A 19,392-nucleotide genomic window follows, 5' to 3' on the forward strand; every position below is an offset into this window, starting at 1 on the left:
GCAGAAGGGTGCTGCAGGGACAACATCTTCATCGTCGGGCCTCGGCGTCGGCAATGGGAAGTTCGAACGGACCGGCCGGCGCCCCGCTGCTGTCACGCAGCGTGCACACCGGGCCATCGGCCCAGCAGTAGCGGACATGCGTCGGGCGCAGGGAAGGCAGGCTGCGCAACACCACCCGGCGTCCATCCAGTTCGGCGTCGCTGTACTCACAGCGCGGGGCAGCGGCATCGCAGAGTTCAAAGCCGATGGGGTGCTTCGAACCGATTGCTGCCAGGGCGCCGTCGACATCCTCGAATTCGACGGCCACGCCTGCCGGCACGCGCAGGGCCCTGGCCGCATCCGGCCCTGACGGGGCCACTGCGTGCTCGCCGTAGATGACGTGGCGCGCGACCCGGGCCAGACGGCGACCCAGTTCCTGCTTGTTCGGTGGGTGGATGTCGTAGGCATCGCCGATGTCGATGGCCACGGCGAGGCCACTGCGGGGATCTTCGGCCGCGACCCGGCGCTGTGCGTCGCGCACCTGCGCCCATCCGCTGTCCGCAGGGGCGACGGGCGGTTGGCCATAGCCAGCCAGTTGCACCAGCAGCAACGGCGTGCCTGCACCGAACTGGCGTCGCCAGTCATCCCGCAGCGAGCGCAGCAGTGCCGCATATCCGGCGCCGTCGCCGGTGTTCGACTCCCCCTGGTACCACAGCATGCCGCGCAGTCCGAAAGCGCCCAGCGGCGCGATCATGCCGTTGTACAACGTCGATAGACCCGTCGCCGCCTGCCAGGGAGCGAACGGGGGCGCTTGTCCGCCAGGTGCCATCCGGTACTGCCAGGACGCATCCAGCACCACCCGCTGACCGTCCTCCAGGATCACCGCATGTGCGGTGGCAGGGCCGGCCAGGCCACCTTCACCGTAGGTGTCCAGCACGTTGACCACGACACTGTTGGACCCGGCCTTCAACAGCCCCTTCGGCAACGGATAGCGCCGCTCACCGGCGCCATACTGGCTGCCCACGGCGACACCGTTCACCCAGGTCATGTCCGTCTCGTCAACGGATGCCAGTTCGAGCGTCGCGCCCTGCGCCGCCTGTTCCGCACTCAGCGTGACCTGCGTGCGATACCACACCATGCCGTTGTAATCGGCAAGCGCCGGGACGTTCCAATGCTCCCATGCGCCCAGCGCTGCCGGCGCCGGTTGCCATCCGCTGTCGCTGGCCTCCGCGCGCCACGGCGATGCGCCGGGCACAGCCTCATCGCGCGTCACCCACCACTGCTGCCAGTACCGCCCCCAGCGTGCGCGTGCCGCCAGGGGGTCACCGGCATACAGCGCGAGGATATCCAGGGGCTCTGCCATGCCCCGCTGCGCGCGCAGCGCCTCGACGCTGGTCCATGCCTCGATCCGCGAGCCGCCCCAAGCGGCCTGGATCAATCCCATCGGCACGGCGACCGTGTGCTGCAGCTCTCGTGCGAAGTAGAGGCAGGTCGCGGAGAAGTCACGCACCGTGGCGGGCGATGCCGGCGTCCAGGCAACCGCGCTCTGGAATGTCGTCTGCGCCTGCACCGCCGCGGCCTGCGGCACGGTGAACAGGCGGATCGTCGGCAGCGTGGCGGAGGCGATCTCGCTGCCTGCATTGAGCGCGCGCCACACGGGCAGCTCCATGTTCGACTGTCCGGAGCACAGCCAGACATCGCCGACCAGGATGTCGCGGGCGATCTGGATGTCCTTGCCGGACGTTGCCTGCAACATGTGGGGGCCGCCTGCCGGAGTCGGCTGCAGCGTGGCGTGCCATCGGCCCGTGGCATCCGCCTGCGTGGTCACCGCCTGCCCGGCGAAGGTCACGGAAACCTCCTGCCCCGCAGGCGCCTGGCCCCAGACCGCGATCGGCCGATCACGCTGCAGGACGGCATGATCCTGGAACAGCGGATGCAGCAACGCCGCCGGCTCCCGTGCCGCGACGGACCCGGCCATTGCAGCCAGGGCCAGCAGCAAGGCCGCCCGCCCGGCCCGTCCGATCATGCTCATCGTCCATCCCCCGGTGCGAAAGGAAACTGCAATGCCTGGTAATACGACAGCGGGTGCGGCGGTGGCGGTTCGCCGGGCGGCAACGGCCGGCCGCTGAGCGACTGGAAGTACGCCACGCTGGCATCGCGCCACCATTGCGCCTCCTCCTGCTGGATCTGCAGGAACGCGGCCACGTGCTGATAGCGTTGTGCATCGATCCGGCCCTGCAGGGTTGCCCAGGCAGCCTGCAGGGACTGCACCTGGCGCACGCCACGCGAGTAGCGTCCCACCAGTTCGTCCCACAGCACCTGCCCCGAACGCATGCGGTGATCCCACGGCACATGATGGAACCACAGCAGCAGCGACTCCGGCACCCGCGCCAGGTCGCCGTACTCCGCGGCGACCGCCGGGGCGTACTGGGACACCGCGTTGCTCCCGGCCGAGGTGCGGTCGAAGCCCACGCCGTGCCGGTCCGCGCGGTGGTAGTACACGGACGTCCAGTCGGCGCGTGGCCCTCCATCCACCCAGGGACCGGGGCCGTAGTGATGCCCACGGGCCATGAGGTGATGCAGGCCCAGCGGGGTCATGTAGTCCACCGCCGCTTCGCGCGAGGCCATCATCATCCGCACGATCGGGCCGGTCACCTGCGGGTCCGGCGAGAACGTCAGCGCGGCCCAGTCTTCAGCGATGGCGCGGGCAGACTGCTGCGGATTCCAGGCCAGCCGCCCGAAGGCATACCAGTTGGCCTGATCGAAGTGCGAGCCGCTCCAGGTCCGGTCCACGCCGATGTTGGCGACGCCGGCGATGCCGGTCAGCGCATGGCCGTGCAGCGAACCGTCGACCACACGCGCGACCGTGGAGCCCGGCCCGCGTACCCGGGTGTCGGCCCGCAGCACTTCCTCGTACAGCGTGCCCAGGTACACCAGGTGCGTCGCAAATCCCAGATACTCCTTGGTGATCTGGAACTCCATCATCAACGGCGTGCGTGGCATCGCGCCGAACAGCGGATGGAACGGCTCGCGGGGCTGGAAATCGATCGGCCCGTTCTTCACCTGCACGATCACGTTGCGGCGGAAGGCACCGTCCAGGCCGATGAACTCACCGTAGGCCTGCTTGGCGCGATCTTCCGGCACCTCGTGCGAGTAGACGAAGGCACGCCACATCACCACGCCGTTGTGCGGCGCCAGGGCATCGCCCAGCAGGTTGGCACCGTCGGCATGGGAGCGTCCGTAATCCTGCGGGCCCGGTTGGCCCTCCGAGTTCGCCTTGACCAGGAAGCCGCCGAAATCCGGGATGAGGGCGTAGATCTCTTCGACCTTTCTCCGCCACCAGCGCTGCACCTCCGGATCCAGCGGATCGGCCGTGGCCAGGCCGCCGAGCTCGATGGGCGCGCTGAAGCGTGCGCTCAGGTACACACGGATGCCGTAGGGGCGGAACAGGTCCGCCAGAGCGGCGGCCTTGGCGAGATAGGCCGGCGACAGGCTCAGGGCGCTGGCATTGACGTTGTTCAGTACGGTGCCATTGATGCCCAGCGACGCGTTGGCGCGGGCGTAGTCGGTATAGCGCGGGTCACGCCACTGCGGCAGGGTCTGCCAGTCCCACAGGGAGCTGCCCGCGTAGCCGCGTTCGACGTAGCGATCCAGGTTGTCCCAGTGATCGAGCACCCGCAGCGCAACCCGGGGCGATTCCCGCACGTCCAGCGACTCCAGCGATCCGCCACGCTGCAGCAGCCGCAGCAGGTGGAACACGCCGTACAGCACACCGATGTCCTGCCGTGCCGCCACCAGCAGAAGATCGCGTCCTCCGCTGCGGACCTTCCTGATCAGGTAGCCATCCTCGCCCAAGGTGGCAATGTCTTCGTGGAACGGCGCGACCAGCATCGAGGACTGCGGCGTGCCCAGCACCAGGGCGTGATCACCGGCGAGGTCCGTGCGGATGGGCGGTGCCTTTCCCAGTACCCCGGGAAGGCCGCGCGCCAGTTCATCACGCGCGGCGCGCTGGGTGGGCGTCTGGTCAGGGGCGACCACCTCGCCCAGCTGCAGCCGATAGCCGGCAGCGACCTCCGCGGCCGCCGGCACGTAGCGCATCCACAATGCGTAGCCATCCTCCGCATGTGCGCCACCGGCGCATGCCAGCAAGGCAAGGGCGGCGCACAGCCGTCCGCCGACAGCACGGAACAACGGCGTTAACATTCGACTTTGTAGACTACGACCGGCGCCGGAACGGTTCATCATCTGCCCTCGCACCTGCGCGGCAACGCCACCAAGAACAAAGGGATCGTGCATTGGACAAGCCGAAGAAATCGGTTCGCCGCAGAACCGCGGGCGTGACGATCGACGAGGTTGCGGCCCTTGCCGGCGTTTCGCCGATGACCGTGTCGCGGGTGATCAACCAGGGCAAGGTGCGGGACGTCACCCGCGAGCGGGTGATGCGTGCCGTGCGTGAGCTGGGCTATACGCCCAATCTGGCGGCCAGTTCGCTGGCCGCTGCGCAGCACACGCGCATTGCGTTGATCTATACCAATCCCAGCGGTGCCTACCTGCGCGAACTGCTGGTCGGGCTGCTGCGCGTCGCGTCCAGCTCTGCCATCCAACTGGTCATCGACTACTGGGACAACCTTGACGATGAGTCCGAGCGCACGGCAGCGCGTGCCCTGGCCAGCCGCGTCGACGGGGTGATCCTGCCGCCGCCGCTGTGCGAATCGCAGGCGGCCGTGAGTGAACTGGTGAAGGCCGGCATCCCGGTGGTGGCCATCGCATCGGGGCGCCTGAGCGAGGCCCTGTCCTGCGTCCGCATCGACGACTTCAACGCAGGCAAGGAAATGACCGAGCACCTGATCCGGCAGGGCCACAGCCGCATCGGCTTCATCCGCGGGCGCCGGGATCTGAGCGCGAGTGCGCGTCGCTACGATGGTTTCGTCACCGCGTTGCAGGAAGCCGGACTGTCGGTGGAACCCGGCCTGGTCCAGCACGGCGACTACACCTACCGGTCCGGACTGGCCGCCGCCGAGAAGCTGCTGTCCCAGCGTCGGCCACCGACGGCCATCTTCGCCAGCAACGATGACATGGCGGCAGCCGCCATCTCCGTGGCGCACCGACGCGGCCTGGAGGTTCCCCGCGACCTGTCGGTGGTGGGCTTCGATGACACATCGGCCGCGACCACCGTGTGGCCGGAACTGACGACGATCCATCAGCCGATCGCCTCGATGGCCAATGCTGCCATCGATATCCTGCTGCGCACCATCCGTCGCCCGGCCGGAAACGCCCCCGTACTGCGGGATCATGTCGTGCCGCATCGCCTGATCGCACGCGATTCGGTGGCGGCCCCGCCTACGCACCGGTAACGCACAGGCCCGTGTCATGCCGGCACCCGCACGGTGCCTGTGTCGAGCGCGCTGGCCTTCAGGCAGGATGCCATCACGCACCGCATCCGAGGGTGGTCTCGGCTTCGTTCAGCGCGCCCAGCGCCACGCGGGACACGGAGATCGTCATTGCATCAGCCGTCCCCACCGACCACGGCCGATCCAGCGCACCCACCTTCGCTCCGGCCGCAGCCAGGCATTTCAGGGGAATGCCCACGCGCGTCCACTGGCCGACCGGAAGCGCCGCCAGCGTGGGCCCGATGGCGATGCGGGCCGAGCACCCGGCACCACAGCCCACCGCCAGCCACGCGTCGCCACGTGGTGCCACGTCGACACGCAGCGTGGTCAACAGCATCAGATCACCGTTGGCTTCCCGCTGCAGGTCCAGCGGCGTGTGCGACTGCAGTGCGGCCACGGCTTCCCCCTGACCCGACCAGGCAAGACGCCGGCCATCCTCCTGGGCAAGATGGTCCACACCGGTGATCTTCAGACGGTCATCTGCCAGTGCATCCGGCACGCTGATCACGGTCATGCCCTGCCCCGCACCATCTTCCAGCCGCAGCGCCATGCCGGCACCTGCATCGCCGCGGGCAAAGAAGACACCGGTTGCCCCCTCGTTGCCGGTGACGCCCGAAACTTCCGGCAGCGCCGCCAGATCGCCCTTGTCGGCATAGCTCAGACCGAAGCCGAACGGGAACAGCGGGGCGTAGTCCTTCTGGCCGACGTTGTTGGCGTACTGCGTGGCCGTACGTGGCCAGCTGAAGCTGAGTCTGCCCTTGAAGTCGTGCTGCATGCGGCCATCCGGACCACGCAGCAGTACGTCGGCAACGCCACCGCCTTCCGATCCCGGCAGCCACGCCGCCACGAAGGCGTCCGCGGCATTGATTTCCCGGTTCACCCAGAGAGGTCGCCCGCTCAGGAAGACCGCCACCACTGGAATGCCGTCTTCCTTGAGCCGGCGAATCAATCCCAGATCCGTTTCATCGCCGGGCTTGTAGGCCAGCGTGGGCAGGTCGCCCTGGAACTCGGCATACGGATCTTCACCGAACACCACCACCGCCACATCCGGCTTCACTGTGTATCTGCCATCGATGGCAAGCGTGGCCTCGCCACCCGCGGCCCTGGCCTGCTGCGCAATGCCCTCGAAGATCGTGTCCGCATTGGGGAAGTCCTTGCGGGTGGTGCCGGTGCCCTGCCAGTTCAGCGTCCAGCCGCCGGCCTGCTTGCCGACATCATCGGCACCGTCGCCGGCCACGAGGATCCGCTGCTTCGGCGACAGCGGCAGGATGCCGTTCTGGTTCTTCAGCAGCACCAGCGACTCGCGCACCGCCTGCCGCGCCACCGCGCGATGCTCAGGGGCGCCGATCAGCGCGAACTGGCCGCCGACCGCCCGGGTGGAAGGTCTGCCCGCCTCGAACAGGCCCAGGCGGAACTTCACCCGCAGGATCCTGCGCACCGCATCATCCAGCCGCTCAGCAGTGATCCTGCCGTCCTTCACGGCTGCCAGGGTGGTTTCGTAGAAGCCCTTCCAGCTGTCCGACGCCATGGCCATGTCCAGGCCCGCATTGATGGTGGCGGGACAGTCGGTGGTCGTGCAGCCCTTGATCTGTCCATGGCCATTCCAGTCGCCGACCACGAAGCCACCGAAGTTCATCCGCCCTTTCAGCACGTCGGTGAGGTAGTGCCGGTGGCCGTGCATCTTCTCGCCGTTGACGCTGTTGAACGACGCCATGGCGGTCTGTGCCCCGGCAGCGATCGCCGGCGGATACCCGGCCGCATGGATGCGCACGAGCTCGGCCTCGCTGATGCGGGTGTCGCCCTGGTCCTTCCCGCCGGTCGTGCCACCATCGCCCAGGAAGTGCTTCACCGACGCGATCACATGGCGGCCATCAAGAAAGTCAGGCGACCCTATCCTGCCCTGCAGGCCCTCCACCATGGCACCCGCATAACTGGCCACTACGGTGGGAGACTCCGAATAGCCCTCGTAGGTGCGCCCCCAGCGGTCATCCTGCGGAACCGCGACCGTTGGCGCGAACGTCCATTCCATGCCGGTGACGCGTGTCTCCAGCGCGGTGATCTCGCCGATCCTGCGCAGCAGCTCGGGATTGCGAGCAGCGCCGAGCCCGATGTTATGTGGGAACAGCGTGGCGCCGATGATGTTGCTCTGCCCGTGCACCGCGTCGATGCCGAACAGCAGCGGAATTGCCTTTCCACCCTGCGAGGTGTCCATGGAGGCGTCGTAGAACGCGTCCGCCAGCGCCAGCCACTCGGCGGGCGATGCATCGTAGCGACCGCCAGGATCGGAGTTGCCTCCGGCCAGGATCGAGCCGAGCCGGTATCTGCGCACGTCGTCGGGGGTGATGCTGGCGATGTCTCCCTGCACCAGCTGGCCGACCTTTTCCTCCACGGTCATGCCGGCCATCAGGTCGGTGATGCGTTTCTCCAGTGCGGCATCCTCGGCCAGGGGCCAGGCCACCTGTGGCCATGGATCAGCCTCGGTAGCGGTGGCCTGCGCTGGCCGGTCTCCCCCCTTGCAACCGACCAGCGCCAGCATCAGTCCGGCGATCAGCGCGCCGGCACGGCGCATGGAATCCTGCGATGTCATGGCGCTCATCCTTCCATCTGCTCCAGTTCCTTGCCCTTGGTCTCGTGCACATGGCGCAGCACGAACACGACCGAGACCACCGCGGCCACCAGGTAGATGCTGTAGGTTGCCGCCAGCCCGGCCGCGGCCAGCAGCATCGGAAACGTCACCGTGACCGCGAAGTTCGACGTCCACTGCGCTGCACCGGCGACGGCCAGTGCCGAGCCCCGGATCTGGTTGGGGAACATCTCGCCCAGCATCACCCACATCACCGGTCCCCAGGACAGATTGAAGAACACGACGTAGGCATTGGCGGCGACCAGCGCCAGGGTGCCCATGCGGCCCGGCAGCTGCAGGTGCCCGTCGGCCAGCGAGCCGCTGGCGAAGGCCACCACCACCAGCGCCAGGGATACGGACATGCCCACCGAGCCGATCCACAGCAGCGGCTTGCGACCGATACGGTCGATCAGCAGCACGGTGACGAGGCATGCGCCGATGCTCAGTGCGCCGGACAGCACATTGATCAGCAGCGCGTCGTTCTCCGAGAACCCGACCGCCTGCCACAGCACGGCGCCGTAGTAGAAGACCACGTTGATGCCGACCAGCTGCTGGAAACAGGCCAGGCCGACACCCACCCAGACGATGGGACGGATCCGCCCGGTCGCCCTGCTCCTCAGGTCGGACAGCCGCGGACGATGATGGTCGGTGGACAGGGAGGCCTCGATCTCGTCGAGCGTGAGCTGTGCCTTGTCGCGGCCCAGCAGCCGGGTGAGAACCCGCAGTGCGTCCTCCTTGCGCCGCTTCACCACCAGGTAGCGGGGGCTCTCGGGGATGGTCAGCAACAGCAGCAGGAACACCAGCGAGGGCACCGCCTGCATCCAGAACATCCAGCGCCAGGCGGCCTGCCCTGCCCACAGAGGCTCCGTCGATGCCCCGGCGGCGGCGGCCAGCAGGTAGTTGGACAGGAACGCTGCGGTCAGCCCGCTGATGATCGCGATCTGCTGCACCGTAGCCAGTCGGCCACGGTAACGGGCGGGTGCCACCTCGGCGATGTAGGCCGGTGAAATCACGCTCGCCGCGCCAACTGCAAATCCCCCTATCACCCGCGCGACGATGAACCACGCGGAAGAACCCGCAGCGCCGGCCCCCAGCGCCGACAGCAGGAACATCACCGCCGACAGGATCAGCACATTGCGCCGCCCCAGCCGGTCGGCCAACCTGCCGGCGCTGAAGGCGCCCACGGCGCAGCCCAGCAACATCGAGGCGATCTCGAAGCCCTGCATCCATTCCCCGGAGCGGAACGCCTGGTGCAGGCCGTCCTGGGTGCCGTTGATGACGCCACTGTCAAACCCGAACAGGAACCCGCCAATCGTTGCCACCACGCTGATCAGAACGATCAGCCGTGTGTTCTCTCCGCCATCTGCTGCCTGGTTCATCGACATCCCCTCGATCGCTCCATTGTCGCCTTGACGCTGCCGTGCTCAGCGCAGCAGATACTGGTTGAGCAGGTTCTCGTAGCGTTCCTGCTTGCCGCTGGTCTGGCGCGGCTCGCCGTTATCGGCGGCCAGCGTGGCCAGGTCGGCAAGGCTCAGCGTGCCGCGCTCGAAATCCTTGCCGGCTCCCGTGTCGAAGCTGGCGTAGCGTTCCCTGCGCCACTGCTCCCACGGCGACTCGGTGAGCAGTGCGTGTGCCACTTCCAGACCTCGTGCGAACGCGTCCATGCCGCCGATGTGGGCAATGAACAGGTCTTCCAGGTCAGTCGACTCCCGGCGCACCTTGGCGTCGAAATTCAGCCCGCCCTCCAGGCCACCCTGCCGCAGCACGACCAGCATCGCGCCTACGGTGTCGTACAGATCGCTCGGGAACTGATCGGTGTCCCACCCGTTCTGCGCATTGCCACGGTTGGCATCGATGCTGCCAAGCAGGCCATGGTCGGAGGCCACCTGCAGGTCATGCTCGAAGGTGTGCCCCGAGAGCGTGGCGTGGTTCGCTTCGATGTTGAGCTTGAAGTCCTTGTCCAGCCCGTGCTCCTTCAGGAAGCCCACCACGGTCGCGCTGTCGAAATCGTACTGGTGCTTCATCGGCTCCATCGGCTTGGGCTCGATGAGGAAGTTGCCTTTCAGGCCGATGCTGCGGCCGTAGTCGCGGGCCATCGTCAGGAACCGCGCGAAATGCTCGATCTCGCGCTTCATCTGCGTATTGGCCAGCGACGCGTAGCCTTCGCGCCCACCCCAGAACACGTAGTGCTCGCCCCCCAGCTCGACGGTGGCATCCAGCGCGGCCTTCACCTGCACCGCGGCACGGGCAACCACGGCGAAATCAGGATTGGTCGATGCGCCGTTCATGTAGCGCGGGTGCGAGAACAGATTGGCCGTACCCCACAGCAGCTTGACCCCGGTGGCGTCCTGGCGGGCCTTGGCCAGGCGCACCATGTGCGTGAGATTCTTCTGGTACTGGCCAATGTCGTCTGCATCCGGCGCCAGGTCGATGTCATGGAAGCACCAGTACGGCACGCCCAGCTTGGTGAAGAACTCGAAGGCTGCATCGACCTTCGCCTCTGCAGTGGCCAGCGGCGAACCGGCCTCCCACGGAAACTGCCGGGTTCCCGGTCCGAACGGATCGTGGCCGGCGTTGCAGAAGGTGTGCCAGTAGCACACGGCGAAGCGCAGGTGCTCCTGCATGGTCTTGCCGCCGATGACCCGGTTCGCGTCGTAGACCTTGAAGGCGAGCGGATTGTCCGAGTCCCTGCCCTCGAACGGAATGCGGCCGACGCCCGGGAAGTACTCTTTGGCGCCGATGAAGGGCTGCGTGGTCATGGTACGTGCTCCTGTCGTTGTGCGGGATGTTGGAGGGAGGCGGACCTCAGCCGCGCTGCAGCGGCGTGACGGCCTCGAGATGGCGGAGAAAACGCGAATAGGCGGAGGCATAGGCCGCACTGCGGCCGGAATCCGGACGCGCGGACAGTGCCGGGTCCAAGCTGACATGCTGCGCGGTGACCTCGCTGATCGGCGCGGCATCACCCTGCGACCGCCCGATGGCCCACAGGGCCTGCAGCGCCGCACCGAATGCCGCGCCTTCGGCCTGCACCGGCACGTCGACCGGCAGTCCGAACACATCGGCCACCAGCTGCCGCCACGCGGCACTGTTGCTGCCACCCCCGGTAAGCACGATGCGGTCGAACTGCATGCCGGCGCGCCTGAACGCGTCGTAGCCGAACTTCAGGCTGTAGGTCGCCCCTTCCATGGCAGCGCGGTAGATGTGCGCCGGCGTGAAGTTATGGGTGTCCAGGCCGGCCAGCACGCCCTTGCCCAGCGGCAGGTCGGGGGTGCGCTCGCCATTGAGGAACGGCAGCATGACCAATCCGCCAGCGCCGGGCGACGTCGCGTCGAGGTGGGCATCGCCGTCACGCGTACTGAAACCAAAGGTACTCGCTACCTGCTCGGTCACGACGGTGCAGTTCATCGTGCAGATCAGCGGCAGCCAGCCGCCGGTGGAAGAGCAGAAGGCGGCCCAGGCCCCGTCCGGATCGATCACCGGTGAATCGGAGTAGGCAAACAACGTGCCCGACGTTCCCAGGCTCATCGCCAGGCGGCCTTCCGTGACGCAGCCGGTGCCGATGGCCGCCATCATGTTGTCGCCACCGCCGACCGCCACCTTCACCGTCACCGGCAGTCCGAGCATGCTGGCAGCCGCGGGGTCGATATCGAACAACGCATCAGGTGGGGCGATGGGGGGAAGGCAGGCGGCAAGATCGCGGTCCGGATCCGTGGCGCGCAGCAGCGCCTGCGACCACGTGCGCGTGCGCACATCGAGCCAGCCCGTGCCGGAGGCATCTCCGTGCTCGCAGAACCGCTGCCCGGTCAACACGAAATTGAGATAGTCGTGCGGCAGCAGGATGGTCGCCAGCCGCGCATAGGCTGCCGGGCGATGCGTCTTCGTCCACGGCAGCTTGGAGGCCGTATAGCCGGCAAGGATCGGATTGCCGGCCAGCGCGATGGTCCGGTCGATTCCGCCGGCGGCATCCATGATCCGGGTGCATTCGGCCGACGTGCTGGTATCGCACCAGAGCTTGGCCGGCGCCAGCACGTCGCCCGCCGCATCCAGCGGCACGAAGCCGTGCTGCTGGCCCGATACGGCCAGACCTGCAATGCGTGACCGGAGCGATGGATCAATCCCGTCGAAGCAGGTGCGCAGCGCCGCCACCCAGTCGGCCGGCACTTGTTCCCGGCTGCCATCGGCGCCGCTGCTCATCTCCAGCGCCGCGCTAGTGCGGGCGACAACGGCACGCGCCTCCGGGTCGTAGACCAGCACCTTCAAACTCTGCGTTCCTGCGTCGACACCGGCAACCAGACCCATCGAAACCGCCTCCGAACACCTAAAAGTTAGCGCTACCATTTCTGACATTCAAAAAAGGAGGCCTTGTTGCACTGCCTCCTCGTTTGCACGGCGTGCGTGCCGCCCGCCGTGATGCCGCACTGTAACCAGCCGCGGCGGAAAAAGCGTGCTGCAACGCAAAACCCTGCTCGCCGTCGCGGCATCTGCAGGCACACCTGTTACGACGCCGCCCTGTTCGCGTGCCATACCTCGGGGCCCGACCGGCAATAGCGGTCGATGAATTCCGCCTGCGATGGCATCTGCGTGGCCGCCTGCCGCACCGGCTGCTGGATGCGTTTCAGCAGCGTGCGCAGGTCGGCGTCACTCAGTGCCCGCGCAAGCGGGTGCGGGCGGCCCGGTTGGATGCCCTGGCCAAGCAGCACACTGGTCCACGACTCGACCCGGAACAGCTCGCCGGGGTCCTGCCACGCGTGCGCGCGCTCACGCCACGCGCGCAGCCGCTGCTGCAACGACTCGGGCACCGCCATCTCGCGGCACGCCTTCCACAACGGCTCTTCGCGCTGGGTGGCGTGGTAATGAAGGATGATGAAATCGCGCACGTGTTCCATCTCCTGGCAACTGACCTCGTTGTATAGCTGCACCAGTGAGGCCGCGATCCCATCGAACGGAAACAACTGGATCAGCCGCACCACGGCGCTGATCGTCAGATGGATGCTGGTGGATTCCAACGGTTCGATGAAGCCACTGGCCAGCCCCAGCGCAACCACGTTCCTGTTCCAGGCCTGCAGACGGCGTCCACTGCGGAAGGGCACCTGCCAGGGTTCGCGCAGCGGCGGTGCGCCCACGTCGCGCAGCAGCTTCGCCCTCGCCTCGTCGTCGGACATGTGCCGGCTGGAATAGACCAGCCCGCATCCGACGCGGTGCTGCAGCGCGATATGCCAACGCCATCCGGCTTCATGGGCGATGGCCCGGGTGTACGGCACCGGTGGAGCGACCGATTCGGTCTGTACCGCGACGGCACGATCGCACGGCAGCCATTCGTGCCAGTCCTCATAGCCGGTCTTCAATGTCTGCTCGATCAGAAGGCCACGGAAGCCGGTGCAGTCGATGAACAGATCGCCCTCGATGACCTGCCCGTCGTCCAGCACCAGCGACTGCACCGAACCATCATGCGCATGCTGTCTGACCTCGGCGATCCTGCCCTCCACCCGTCGCAGGCCGTGCGCCTCGGCTCTGCGGCGCAGGAACCGGGCGTAGAGACCGGCATCGAAGTGATAGGCGTAGCTGGGCTGCGGCTGGGTCTGCAGCGAGAAGCGGTCGTCGCGCGAGGCGACGCTCTCCAGGCAGAAATCGCCCAGGTCCGATGGCATGCCGCGGCGGAGGCTGTCCAGCCAGAAATGGTGGAACGGCGTGGCCCAGGTGCCATGTCCGATGGTGCCGAACGGATGGAAGAAGCGCTCGCCCGGCAGGCGCCAGTTCTCGAACGAGATCGACAGCTTGAACGTGCCGGCCACCGCGCGCAGGAACTCCTGCTCGTCGATCTGCAGAAAGTGATGGAAAGTGCGGATGGGCGGTACGGTGGACTCGCCGACACCGACCGTACCGATCTGCTCGGACTCGACCAGGGTGATGTCCAGCTGGTCGCGGAATTGATGGGACAGCGCACATCCGGCCAGCCAACCGGCGGTGCCACCGCCGGCAATGACCACCTTGCGGATGCGCCCTTCTGCTGTGCTCGCGGTATCGATCACGGTGCCCCTCAGCGGTTGAGTCTGCCCAGCAGCATCGCGCGCATGCGGCGCGCGCGCTGCTCGTCGAACGGTGCAAGATCCCCCCGCGCATCGTCGGGCAGGTGCTGCCCCGCGCGCTCGCCGGGGCCGAATACGTAGTACTGGAAGAGCGCTTCCCACGCCTTCTTTTCACGCGCGGGCAGATCGCGCAGGGCCCACATCGCATGGTGCAGCGCCGGCAGGGGCGAGCCGAGGAAGGCCGGCGAGCTACGCCACCAGTAGTTCACCAGCACATTGAACGGCGCCAGGCTGCGCACATGGTGCCACCACATGCTGGGAATGAAGATGGCATCCCCTGGCTCCAGCACTGCGCTGCGTGCACTCGCCAGGGCCTCCCTGAAGCGGGGATACCTGTCGAAGTCGGGACGTTCGAAGTCCACCACGCTCACCACCTGGCCGCCTGGCGTGGGATCCAGCGGGCCTGGGTAGAGATTGTCGATCTGTTCGGGCGGGAACAGCGTGAACTCGCGTCGGCCCACCGCGCAGCACGCAAGGTTGTCGGGGGTATCGAAATGGCACGATGCGGTGACGCGGTTGCCGATCCAGATGCTGGCCAACGCGTCGATGCCCTGCCCTGCCAACCCGGCCTGGTTGGCCTGTGCGAATGCCGGCAGCAATGCCCGCTCCACCGGCAGCGACGCCACGTAGTAGGTGGGCGGTCTTGGCTCATGCAGCGTCGAGGCGATCCCGTCCAGCACCTCGCTGAGCGATGCCCGACGGACCTCGAAGTTCAGACGGCTGAAGTCGGCGGTGTAGAACGGGCGCCCGTCGATGTCTGGCCCGCCGAACGAGTACTGGATGGGCACGCCCGCGTCGACGCCGCCCAGGTAGGCCAGCGCGTCCAGCGTGGAGCGCTGTCCAGCCTCGACCAGCGGCCAGTTTGACGCAATGCCTCGCAGCACTACCGGCTCTCCGGCCTCGACCAGCGAGGCCAGAGGCAGCGCAGCAGGATCGATGCCCTCCAGTATCCGCATCGCAGCCCCCATCGCCCGCCCTCAGTTCCTGGCCGTGGACGCTGCTGCTTCCTGCGCGCGCAGGCGCCGCTGCTTCTCGGCGATCAGGCGGCGCATGTTGTGCAGCGACGCCAGCATCAGGTAGGCGCCCTCAAGGCAGCCAGCGCGATTCAGCGCGGCCAGCGTCGAGTCGTCCAGCAGCGCCAGGCGCTCACGGTCGATGCCGTGCAATCCGTTCACGCTCACCCGGTGATGCTGCGTGATCTGCACATCGAGCGTGACCGGCTGGATCAGTCCGCTTTCGTCAAGCATTGCAAACATCGCGGCGCCGAACGCGCTGCCATCATGGATGCCACGCAGCACGCCGGCGATGTGGTCGAGGTAGGGGGTGTTGCCACCCTGCGGCAGGAACAGCGGCTCGCCGGCGTCGGTGTTGACCCGGGGATGGTCCAGATCGACATGCATCACCGCCTCCCGGGTGAGCACACCGTCGATGTAATGCTCCTGGAATCCGATCAGAAACGGCCCCTTCGCTGCGGCTCCCGGAAGATAGGAGGCGTTCCAGCGGCCGTCCTGCAGGAACAGGTTCTCGTGCTGTTCAAACCCGAGCAGGGCGACGGCCTGCCATTCGCCCGATCCGGCCTGTTTGCGCAGGAAGATGGGATATTCCCGCTGCAGTTCGGCGAACTCGCTGGGATAGGCCGGCACCATGCCCACGGCGTCGCCGAACTCGGGGCCGAAGCCGGTGGCGACCCTCAGGTCCCGATGGGCGATGTTGTTGAGCATTTCATAGCGGGCCATCAGGGTGTCCAGTCCGGTGCGGGGCCAGTGGCCGGCAGGGTACCGCCGGCACGTGCGACAGGTGCTGCGTCAGGACAGGCCCGTGCGGTACCGTTGCCGGGACAACGGTACCGCGCCGGACGGGTCCGTCGCCAGACTCAGAACTTGTAACGGACACCCAGCATGTAGCGTGGGCTCTGGTCAGCCAGCTTCACGATCATCTGCGACGTGCGCGAGCGCCAGCGTACGTCCTCGCCGGTCAGGTTGATCGCTTCCAGTCCGAACGACCAGTGGTCGTCCAGCGTGTAGTTCACGCTCAGATCCCACTGCTCGTAAGCCTCCACATAGTAGGGATTGCGGCTGGCGCCCTGGTTGGCCAGGATCAGGTACTGGTCGCGCCAGTTCCACGCCAGGCGGACCGACCAGCCGTACTTCTCGTACATGAGCATGGCGTTGGCGGTATCACTCAGACCGGTGAGCGAGAACTGGTCGATGCCCGGATCGCCGCCATTGTTGTAGCCGACGTCGCCGCTGACGATCGTGTAGTTGGCCAGCACGCCGAAACCGGTGTCGCCGAAGAAGTACTGCCCGCCGAGCTCCCAGCCGTGCAGCTTGGACTTGTTCTGGTTGATCGGGCGGTTGACATTGAACTGGTACAGCGGATCGTCCGCCTGGCCATACAGATCGTAGGCCGCTTCGGTGGCCAGCACCTGCGCGTCGGTTCCGTTGTAGGCCGCCAGTCCGGCGGGGTTGTTGCGCAGCAACGCCAGCGCGGTGAACAGCGAGGTGTCGTTGGCCGAGCAGGCGGCCGCATTGGCGGCACCGACCTGGGAGACGCAGGCTGCACTGGTGAGGAAGTCCAGAGCCGCACGCGCATCCGGGCCGGACGTGGGATCGGTCAGCCCGTACAGGCTCTCCTGGACAACGGTATTTCCGATGAAGTTGTCGACCGACTTGTTCCAGTAGGTCAACGACACATAGCTGGCGTCGGCGAAATACCACTCCAGCCCGAGGTCGAGGTTGTCCGATTCCAGCGGCTTCAGGCTGGGATTCTGCGCGTTGCCGCTGGCGCGCGACGACGGATCGATCAGCACCGATCCGAACGGCTGCTGTGCGCCCGGGCCCGCATAGAGATTGCCGTAGGGCGCGCGGGCGATGCTCTTGCCGAACGAGGCACGGCCTTTCAGCTCATCGGTGAAATCGATGCTGAAATCGAGATTGGGCAGGATGTAGCTGTACCTTGCCTTCTCGGTGAAGGGCTGCTGCTCGTCGGACAGCACGATGCGGAAATCGTTGTTGGCCTGCCACTCGATGGACTCGGGAACGGCGATGACCGAGGTCGAGACCACGTCGGTGGTTTCGTAGCGCACGCCCAGCCGGGTATTGGTGCGCATGCTGCCCAGCTGGCCATCCAGTTCCACCTGGAAGTAGGCCGCCTTGGTCTTCTCTTCCACGAAGTTGTCGGCCGCGCGTTGCGGGCTGACTCCCAGTCCCACGCCATATTCGTCCGCCGCCCACTGTGCGAGCTGGCCGGCGTTGCCGCGCCATGCGGGCCAGCTGCTGGCGCTGTAGTCGTCGAACAGGCCGACGATGTTGACCGGACGCAGCAGATCCATGAGCCCGGCATCGGTATCCCGGTTCACGTTGGCCACGCCCCAGTCACCGAGGGTCGAGTAGGCCTCGGCTGCCTGGATGCGGTGCGTGGTCGACTTGTTGGTGTCCACGCCGAACTGGAACCGCCCCTGGTCGAAGTTCCATTCGCCGTCCACGCGGGCCTGCTTGATCTCGCTCACCTGCGACTGTGCGTTGACACGCAGCACCTGGGTGCCGATCTCGCCCTCCTGGAAGCCCGGGTTGACCACGCCGTTGGTGCCGGCGATCGCATCTGCCGTGCTGGGATACCAGGTCTGGGTGCCGACCGGCAGACCATTGTTGAACTCCAGTTCCTGCACCCAGGAGCCACCGCAATGGGGGCCACGGGTACAGTTGTTGGTGCCGGCAATGCTCATGAAGATCGAGCCGCCGCCGGTGAGCGGATCATTCGGACGACTCTCGTTCTTCGAATTGTGTGCGTCGAAGCTCAGCTTGAAGCGGTCGGTGACATTCCACACGGCATTGAAGCCAAGCGATCCCAGCTTGTACTCCTGCATGCTGCGCTGCTGTTCCAACCCGAAATCCTTGGTGCCGGCGATTTCGCGGATGTAGACCGGGGTGGCCACTGCACCACTGGTATCGAACTGGACGTTGGTGTAGTTGCTGTTCTGCAGCCACATGCCCTGCTCGCCACGGTTCTCGGTGATCTCGTTGGTCGAGTAGGTGTAGTCCACGGTCAGGGTCAGGCTGTCCGTGGGCGCGAACTGCAGAACGGCCTGGCCGTTCACGCGTTCCCGCTCGAACTCCGAGAATGCATAGCGCAGGTCGTTCGGGCGTGCATAGAGCTGGCCGATCTCCGGCGCGTTGACCACCGTCGGGTTGCCGGGCATCGAGCCCGTCCACGGCTGCACGTTCCAGTAGTTCTCCGTGGCCTGAACCGAGCCGCCCTTGCGCTTCTGCTGGCTCGCGCTCAGGCTCACACCGAAGGTCTTTTCCGGGTTGCTGTAACTGAAGATGCCCGACAGCTCCGGCGTCAGATCATTGTCGAACGGCTGGCTGCGGTCGGAGACGAGCTTCGCGCCGGCATTGGCGATGATGCCTTCGTGATCCAGCGGCCGCGCGGTCAGGATGTTGATCGTCGCGCCGATGCCGCCGCTGGGTACCTGCGCCTGGCTGGTCTTGTAGACCTCGATGCCGTTGATGGCCTCGGCGGCCAGCTGCGCGAAGTTGAAGGCGCGGGTGCCACCGTCGACGCCACCGATGGCGACCTGCCCGGACGCACCGAATGCATCGGCACCGGGCATCTGGCGTCCGTTGAGGGTCACCATGTTGAACTGCGGACCGAAGCCACGTGCAGTGACCTGTGCACCTTCGCCGTCACGACGCTCGATGGAGATGCCGGTGATGCGCTGCAGCGACTCCGCCAGGTTGGTATCGGGGAACTTGCCGATATCCTCGGCACTGATCGCGTCCACCACGCCAGCCGAATCACGCTTGATGTCCATGGCCTGGCTGAGGCTGTTGCGGATACCGGTCACCTGCACCGCGTCCAGCTGAGTAGGCTGCGTCTGCGCCGTAGGCGGCTGTGCGGTGGTCGTGGAGGCCTCCTGTGCGAAGGCGGGATTGATCACCAGGACGCCGCCGACGAACGTGAACATGGCCCTGGAGCGGAACTTCGCCAAGGTCCGGCTCATGGACGGGTCCTCGGGTCTGGAGTAGCACGGAAACTGCGAGCGCTCATGAAAGTCCCCTATGACATACGATCGAATGGATGTACCGCCCCCTCCCAGGGGCACGCACGGGCGAGGCCCGTATTCCAAACCGAACATCGCGGGCGCCGGACGCGCCGCGACTCAAACTCGCTTTCAAGCCTGCCAGGACGAACACGCGGTAAAGAAGGCAGCCCCTGGACCCAAAACCCCGAATCTATTGGTAGCGCTACCATCGCGTTGAGGCGCAGACTAATCACCCTGGTTCCCGCTTGTCACCGTGCAGCGCAGCAAATC

Annotated in this window: 11 protein-coding genes; 1 reads left to right on the forward strand and 10 read right to left on the reverse strand. The window is 66.6% G+C overall.

Features of this window, described 5'->3' with window-relative positions; all coding sequences use genetic code 11:
- Window positions 1-28: 28 nt before the first annotated feature.
- Together AC5P76_RS09960 and AC5P76_RS09965 are read right to left on the reverse strand one after the other, a co-directional pair.
- Complete coding sequence (locus AC5P76_RS09960) at window positions 29-2,005, reverse strand: sialate O-acetylesterase (RefSeq protein WP_429000959.1); 1,977 nt, start codon at window positions 2,003-2,005, stop codon at window positions 29-31.
- Between the two features lie 2 nt (window positions 2,006-2,007).
- The gene (locus AC5P76_RS09965) at window positions 2,008-4,170 is read right to left on the reverse strand and encodes an alpha-glucuronidase family glycosyl hydrolase (RefSeq protein ID WP_495222737.1); all 2,163 of its coding nucleotides are present in this window, start codon (window positions 4,168-4,170) and stop codon (window positions 2,008-2,010) included.
- 104 nt (window positions 4,171-4,274) lie between these two features.
- On the opposite strand from AC5P76_RS09965, the gene AC5P76_RS09970 reads away from it, so the two are divergent.
- Window positions 4,275-5,333 (forward strand): LacI family DNA-binding transcriptional regulator, encoded by a 1,059-nt coding sequence (locus AC5P76_RS09970; protein ID WP_053516379.1) that lies wholly within the window; start codon window positions 4,275-4,277, stop codon window positions 5,331-5,333.
- Window positions 5,334-5,406: 73 nt separating this feature from the next.
- Here AC5P76_RS09970 and AC5P76_RS09975 read toward each other — a convergent pair whose 3' ends face one another.
- From AC5P76_RS09975 to AC5P76_RS10010, 8 genes are all read right to left on the reverse strand, one after another.
- Window positions 5,407-7,956, reverse strand: a complete 2,550-nt coding sequence (locus AC5P76_RS09975) for a glycoside hydrolase family 3 protein (RefSeq protein WP_253118611.1) — start codon at window positions 7,954-7,956, stop codon at window positions 5,407-5,409.
- 5 nt (window positions 7,957-7,961) lie between these two features.
- Window positions 7,962-9,371 (reverse strand): sugar porter family MFS transporter, encoded by a 1,410-nt coding sequence (locus AC5P76_RS09980; protein ID WP_164152081.1) that lies wholly within the window; start codon window positions 9,369-9,371, stop codon window positions 7,962-7,964.
- A gap of 45 nt (window positions 9,372-9,416) precedes the next feature.
- Entirely contained in the window at window positions 9,417-10,751 is a 1,335-nt protein-coding gene (xylA, locus tag AC5P76_RS09985; RefSeq protein WP_253118467.1) for a xylose isomerase, read from the reverse strand.
- Between the two features lie 46 nt (window positions 10,752-10,797).
- Window positions 10,798-12,291: a xylulokinase gene (xylB, locus tag AC5P76_RS09990; protein WP_253118466.1), complete on the reverse strand. Its 1,494-nt coding sequence runs from the start codon at window positions 12,289-12,291 to the stop codon at window positions 10,798-10,800.
- A 197-nt stretch (window positions 12,292-12,488) separates the two neighbouring features.
- On the reverse strand, window positions 12,489-14,021 hold the full coding sequence (locus tag AC5P76_RS09995) for a tryptophan halogenase family protein (protein ID WP_253118465.1): 1,533 nt from the start codon (window positions 14,019-14,021) through the stop codon (window positions 12,489-12,491).
- Between the two features lie 8 nt (window positions 14,022-14,029).
- A complete protein-coding gene (locus tag AC5P76_RS10000; RefSeq protein ID WP_197571021.1) occupies window positions 14,030-15,046 on the reverse strand; it encodes a cupin-like domain-containing protein in 1,017 nt (338 codons plus the stop codon).
- Between the two features lie 9 nt (window positions 15,047-15,055).
- A complete protein-coding gene (locus AC5P76_RS10005) occupies window positions 15,056-15,814 on the reverse strand; it encodes a SapC family protein (protein WP_253118464.1) in 759 nt (252 codons plus the stop codon).
- 137 nt (window positions 15,815-15,951) lie between these two features.
- Window positions 15,952-19,080, reverse strand: coding sequence for a TonB-dependent receptor (locus AC5P76_RS10010; protein WP_253118463.1), 3,129 nt, complete (start codon window positions 19,078-19,080; stop codon window positions 15,952-15,954).
- Between the last annotated feature and the right edge of the window lie 312 nt (window positions 19,081-19,392).

Source organism: Stenotrophomonas sp. YJH_SMC_36 (assembly GCF_059369935.1).

What these genes read in the sequence shown, in the direction of transcription:
- AC5P76_RS09960 (WP_429000959.1), bottom strand. Translation starts at nt 2,005, where the DNA reads ATGATCGGACGGGCCGGGCGGGCGGCCTTGCTGCTGGCCCTGGCTGCA.
- AC5P76_RS09975 (WP_253118611.1), bottom strand. Translation starts at nt 7,956, where the DNA reads ATGACATCGCAGGATTCCATGCGCCGTGCCGGCGCGCTGATCGCCGGA.
- AC5P76_RS09980 (WP_164152081.1), bottom strand. Translation starts at nt 9,371, where the DNA reads ATGAACCAGGCAGCAGATGGCGGAGAGAACACACGGCTGATCGTTCTG.
- xylA (WP_253118467.1), bottom strand. Translation starts at nt 10,751, where the DNA reads ATGACCACGCAGCCCTTCATCGGCGCCAAAGAGTACTTCCCGGGCGTC.
- xylB (WP_253118466.1), bottom strand. Translation starts at nt 12,291, where the DNA reads ATGGGTCTGGTTGCCGGTGTCGACGCAGGAACGCAGAGTTTGAAGGTG.
- AC5P76_RS10000 (WP_197571021.1), bottom strand. Translation starts at nt 15,046, where the DNA reads ATGGGGGCTGCGATGCGGATACTGGAGGGCATCGATCCTGCTGCGCTG.
- AC5P76_RS10005 (WP_253118464.1), bottom strand. Translation starts at nt 15,814, where the DNA reads ATGGCCCGCTATGAAATGCTCAACAACATCGCCCATCGGGACCTGAGG.
- AC5P76_RS10010 (WP_253118463.1), bottom strand. Translation starts at nt 19,080, where the DNA reads ATGAGCCGGACCTTGGCGAAGTTCCGCTCCAGGGCCATGTTCACGTTC.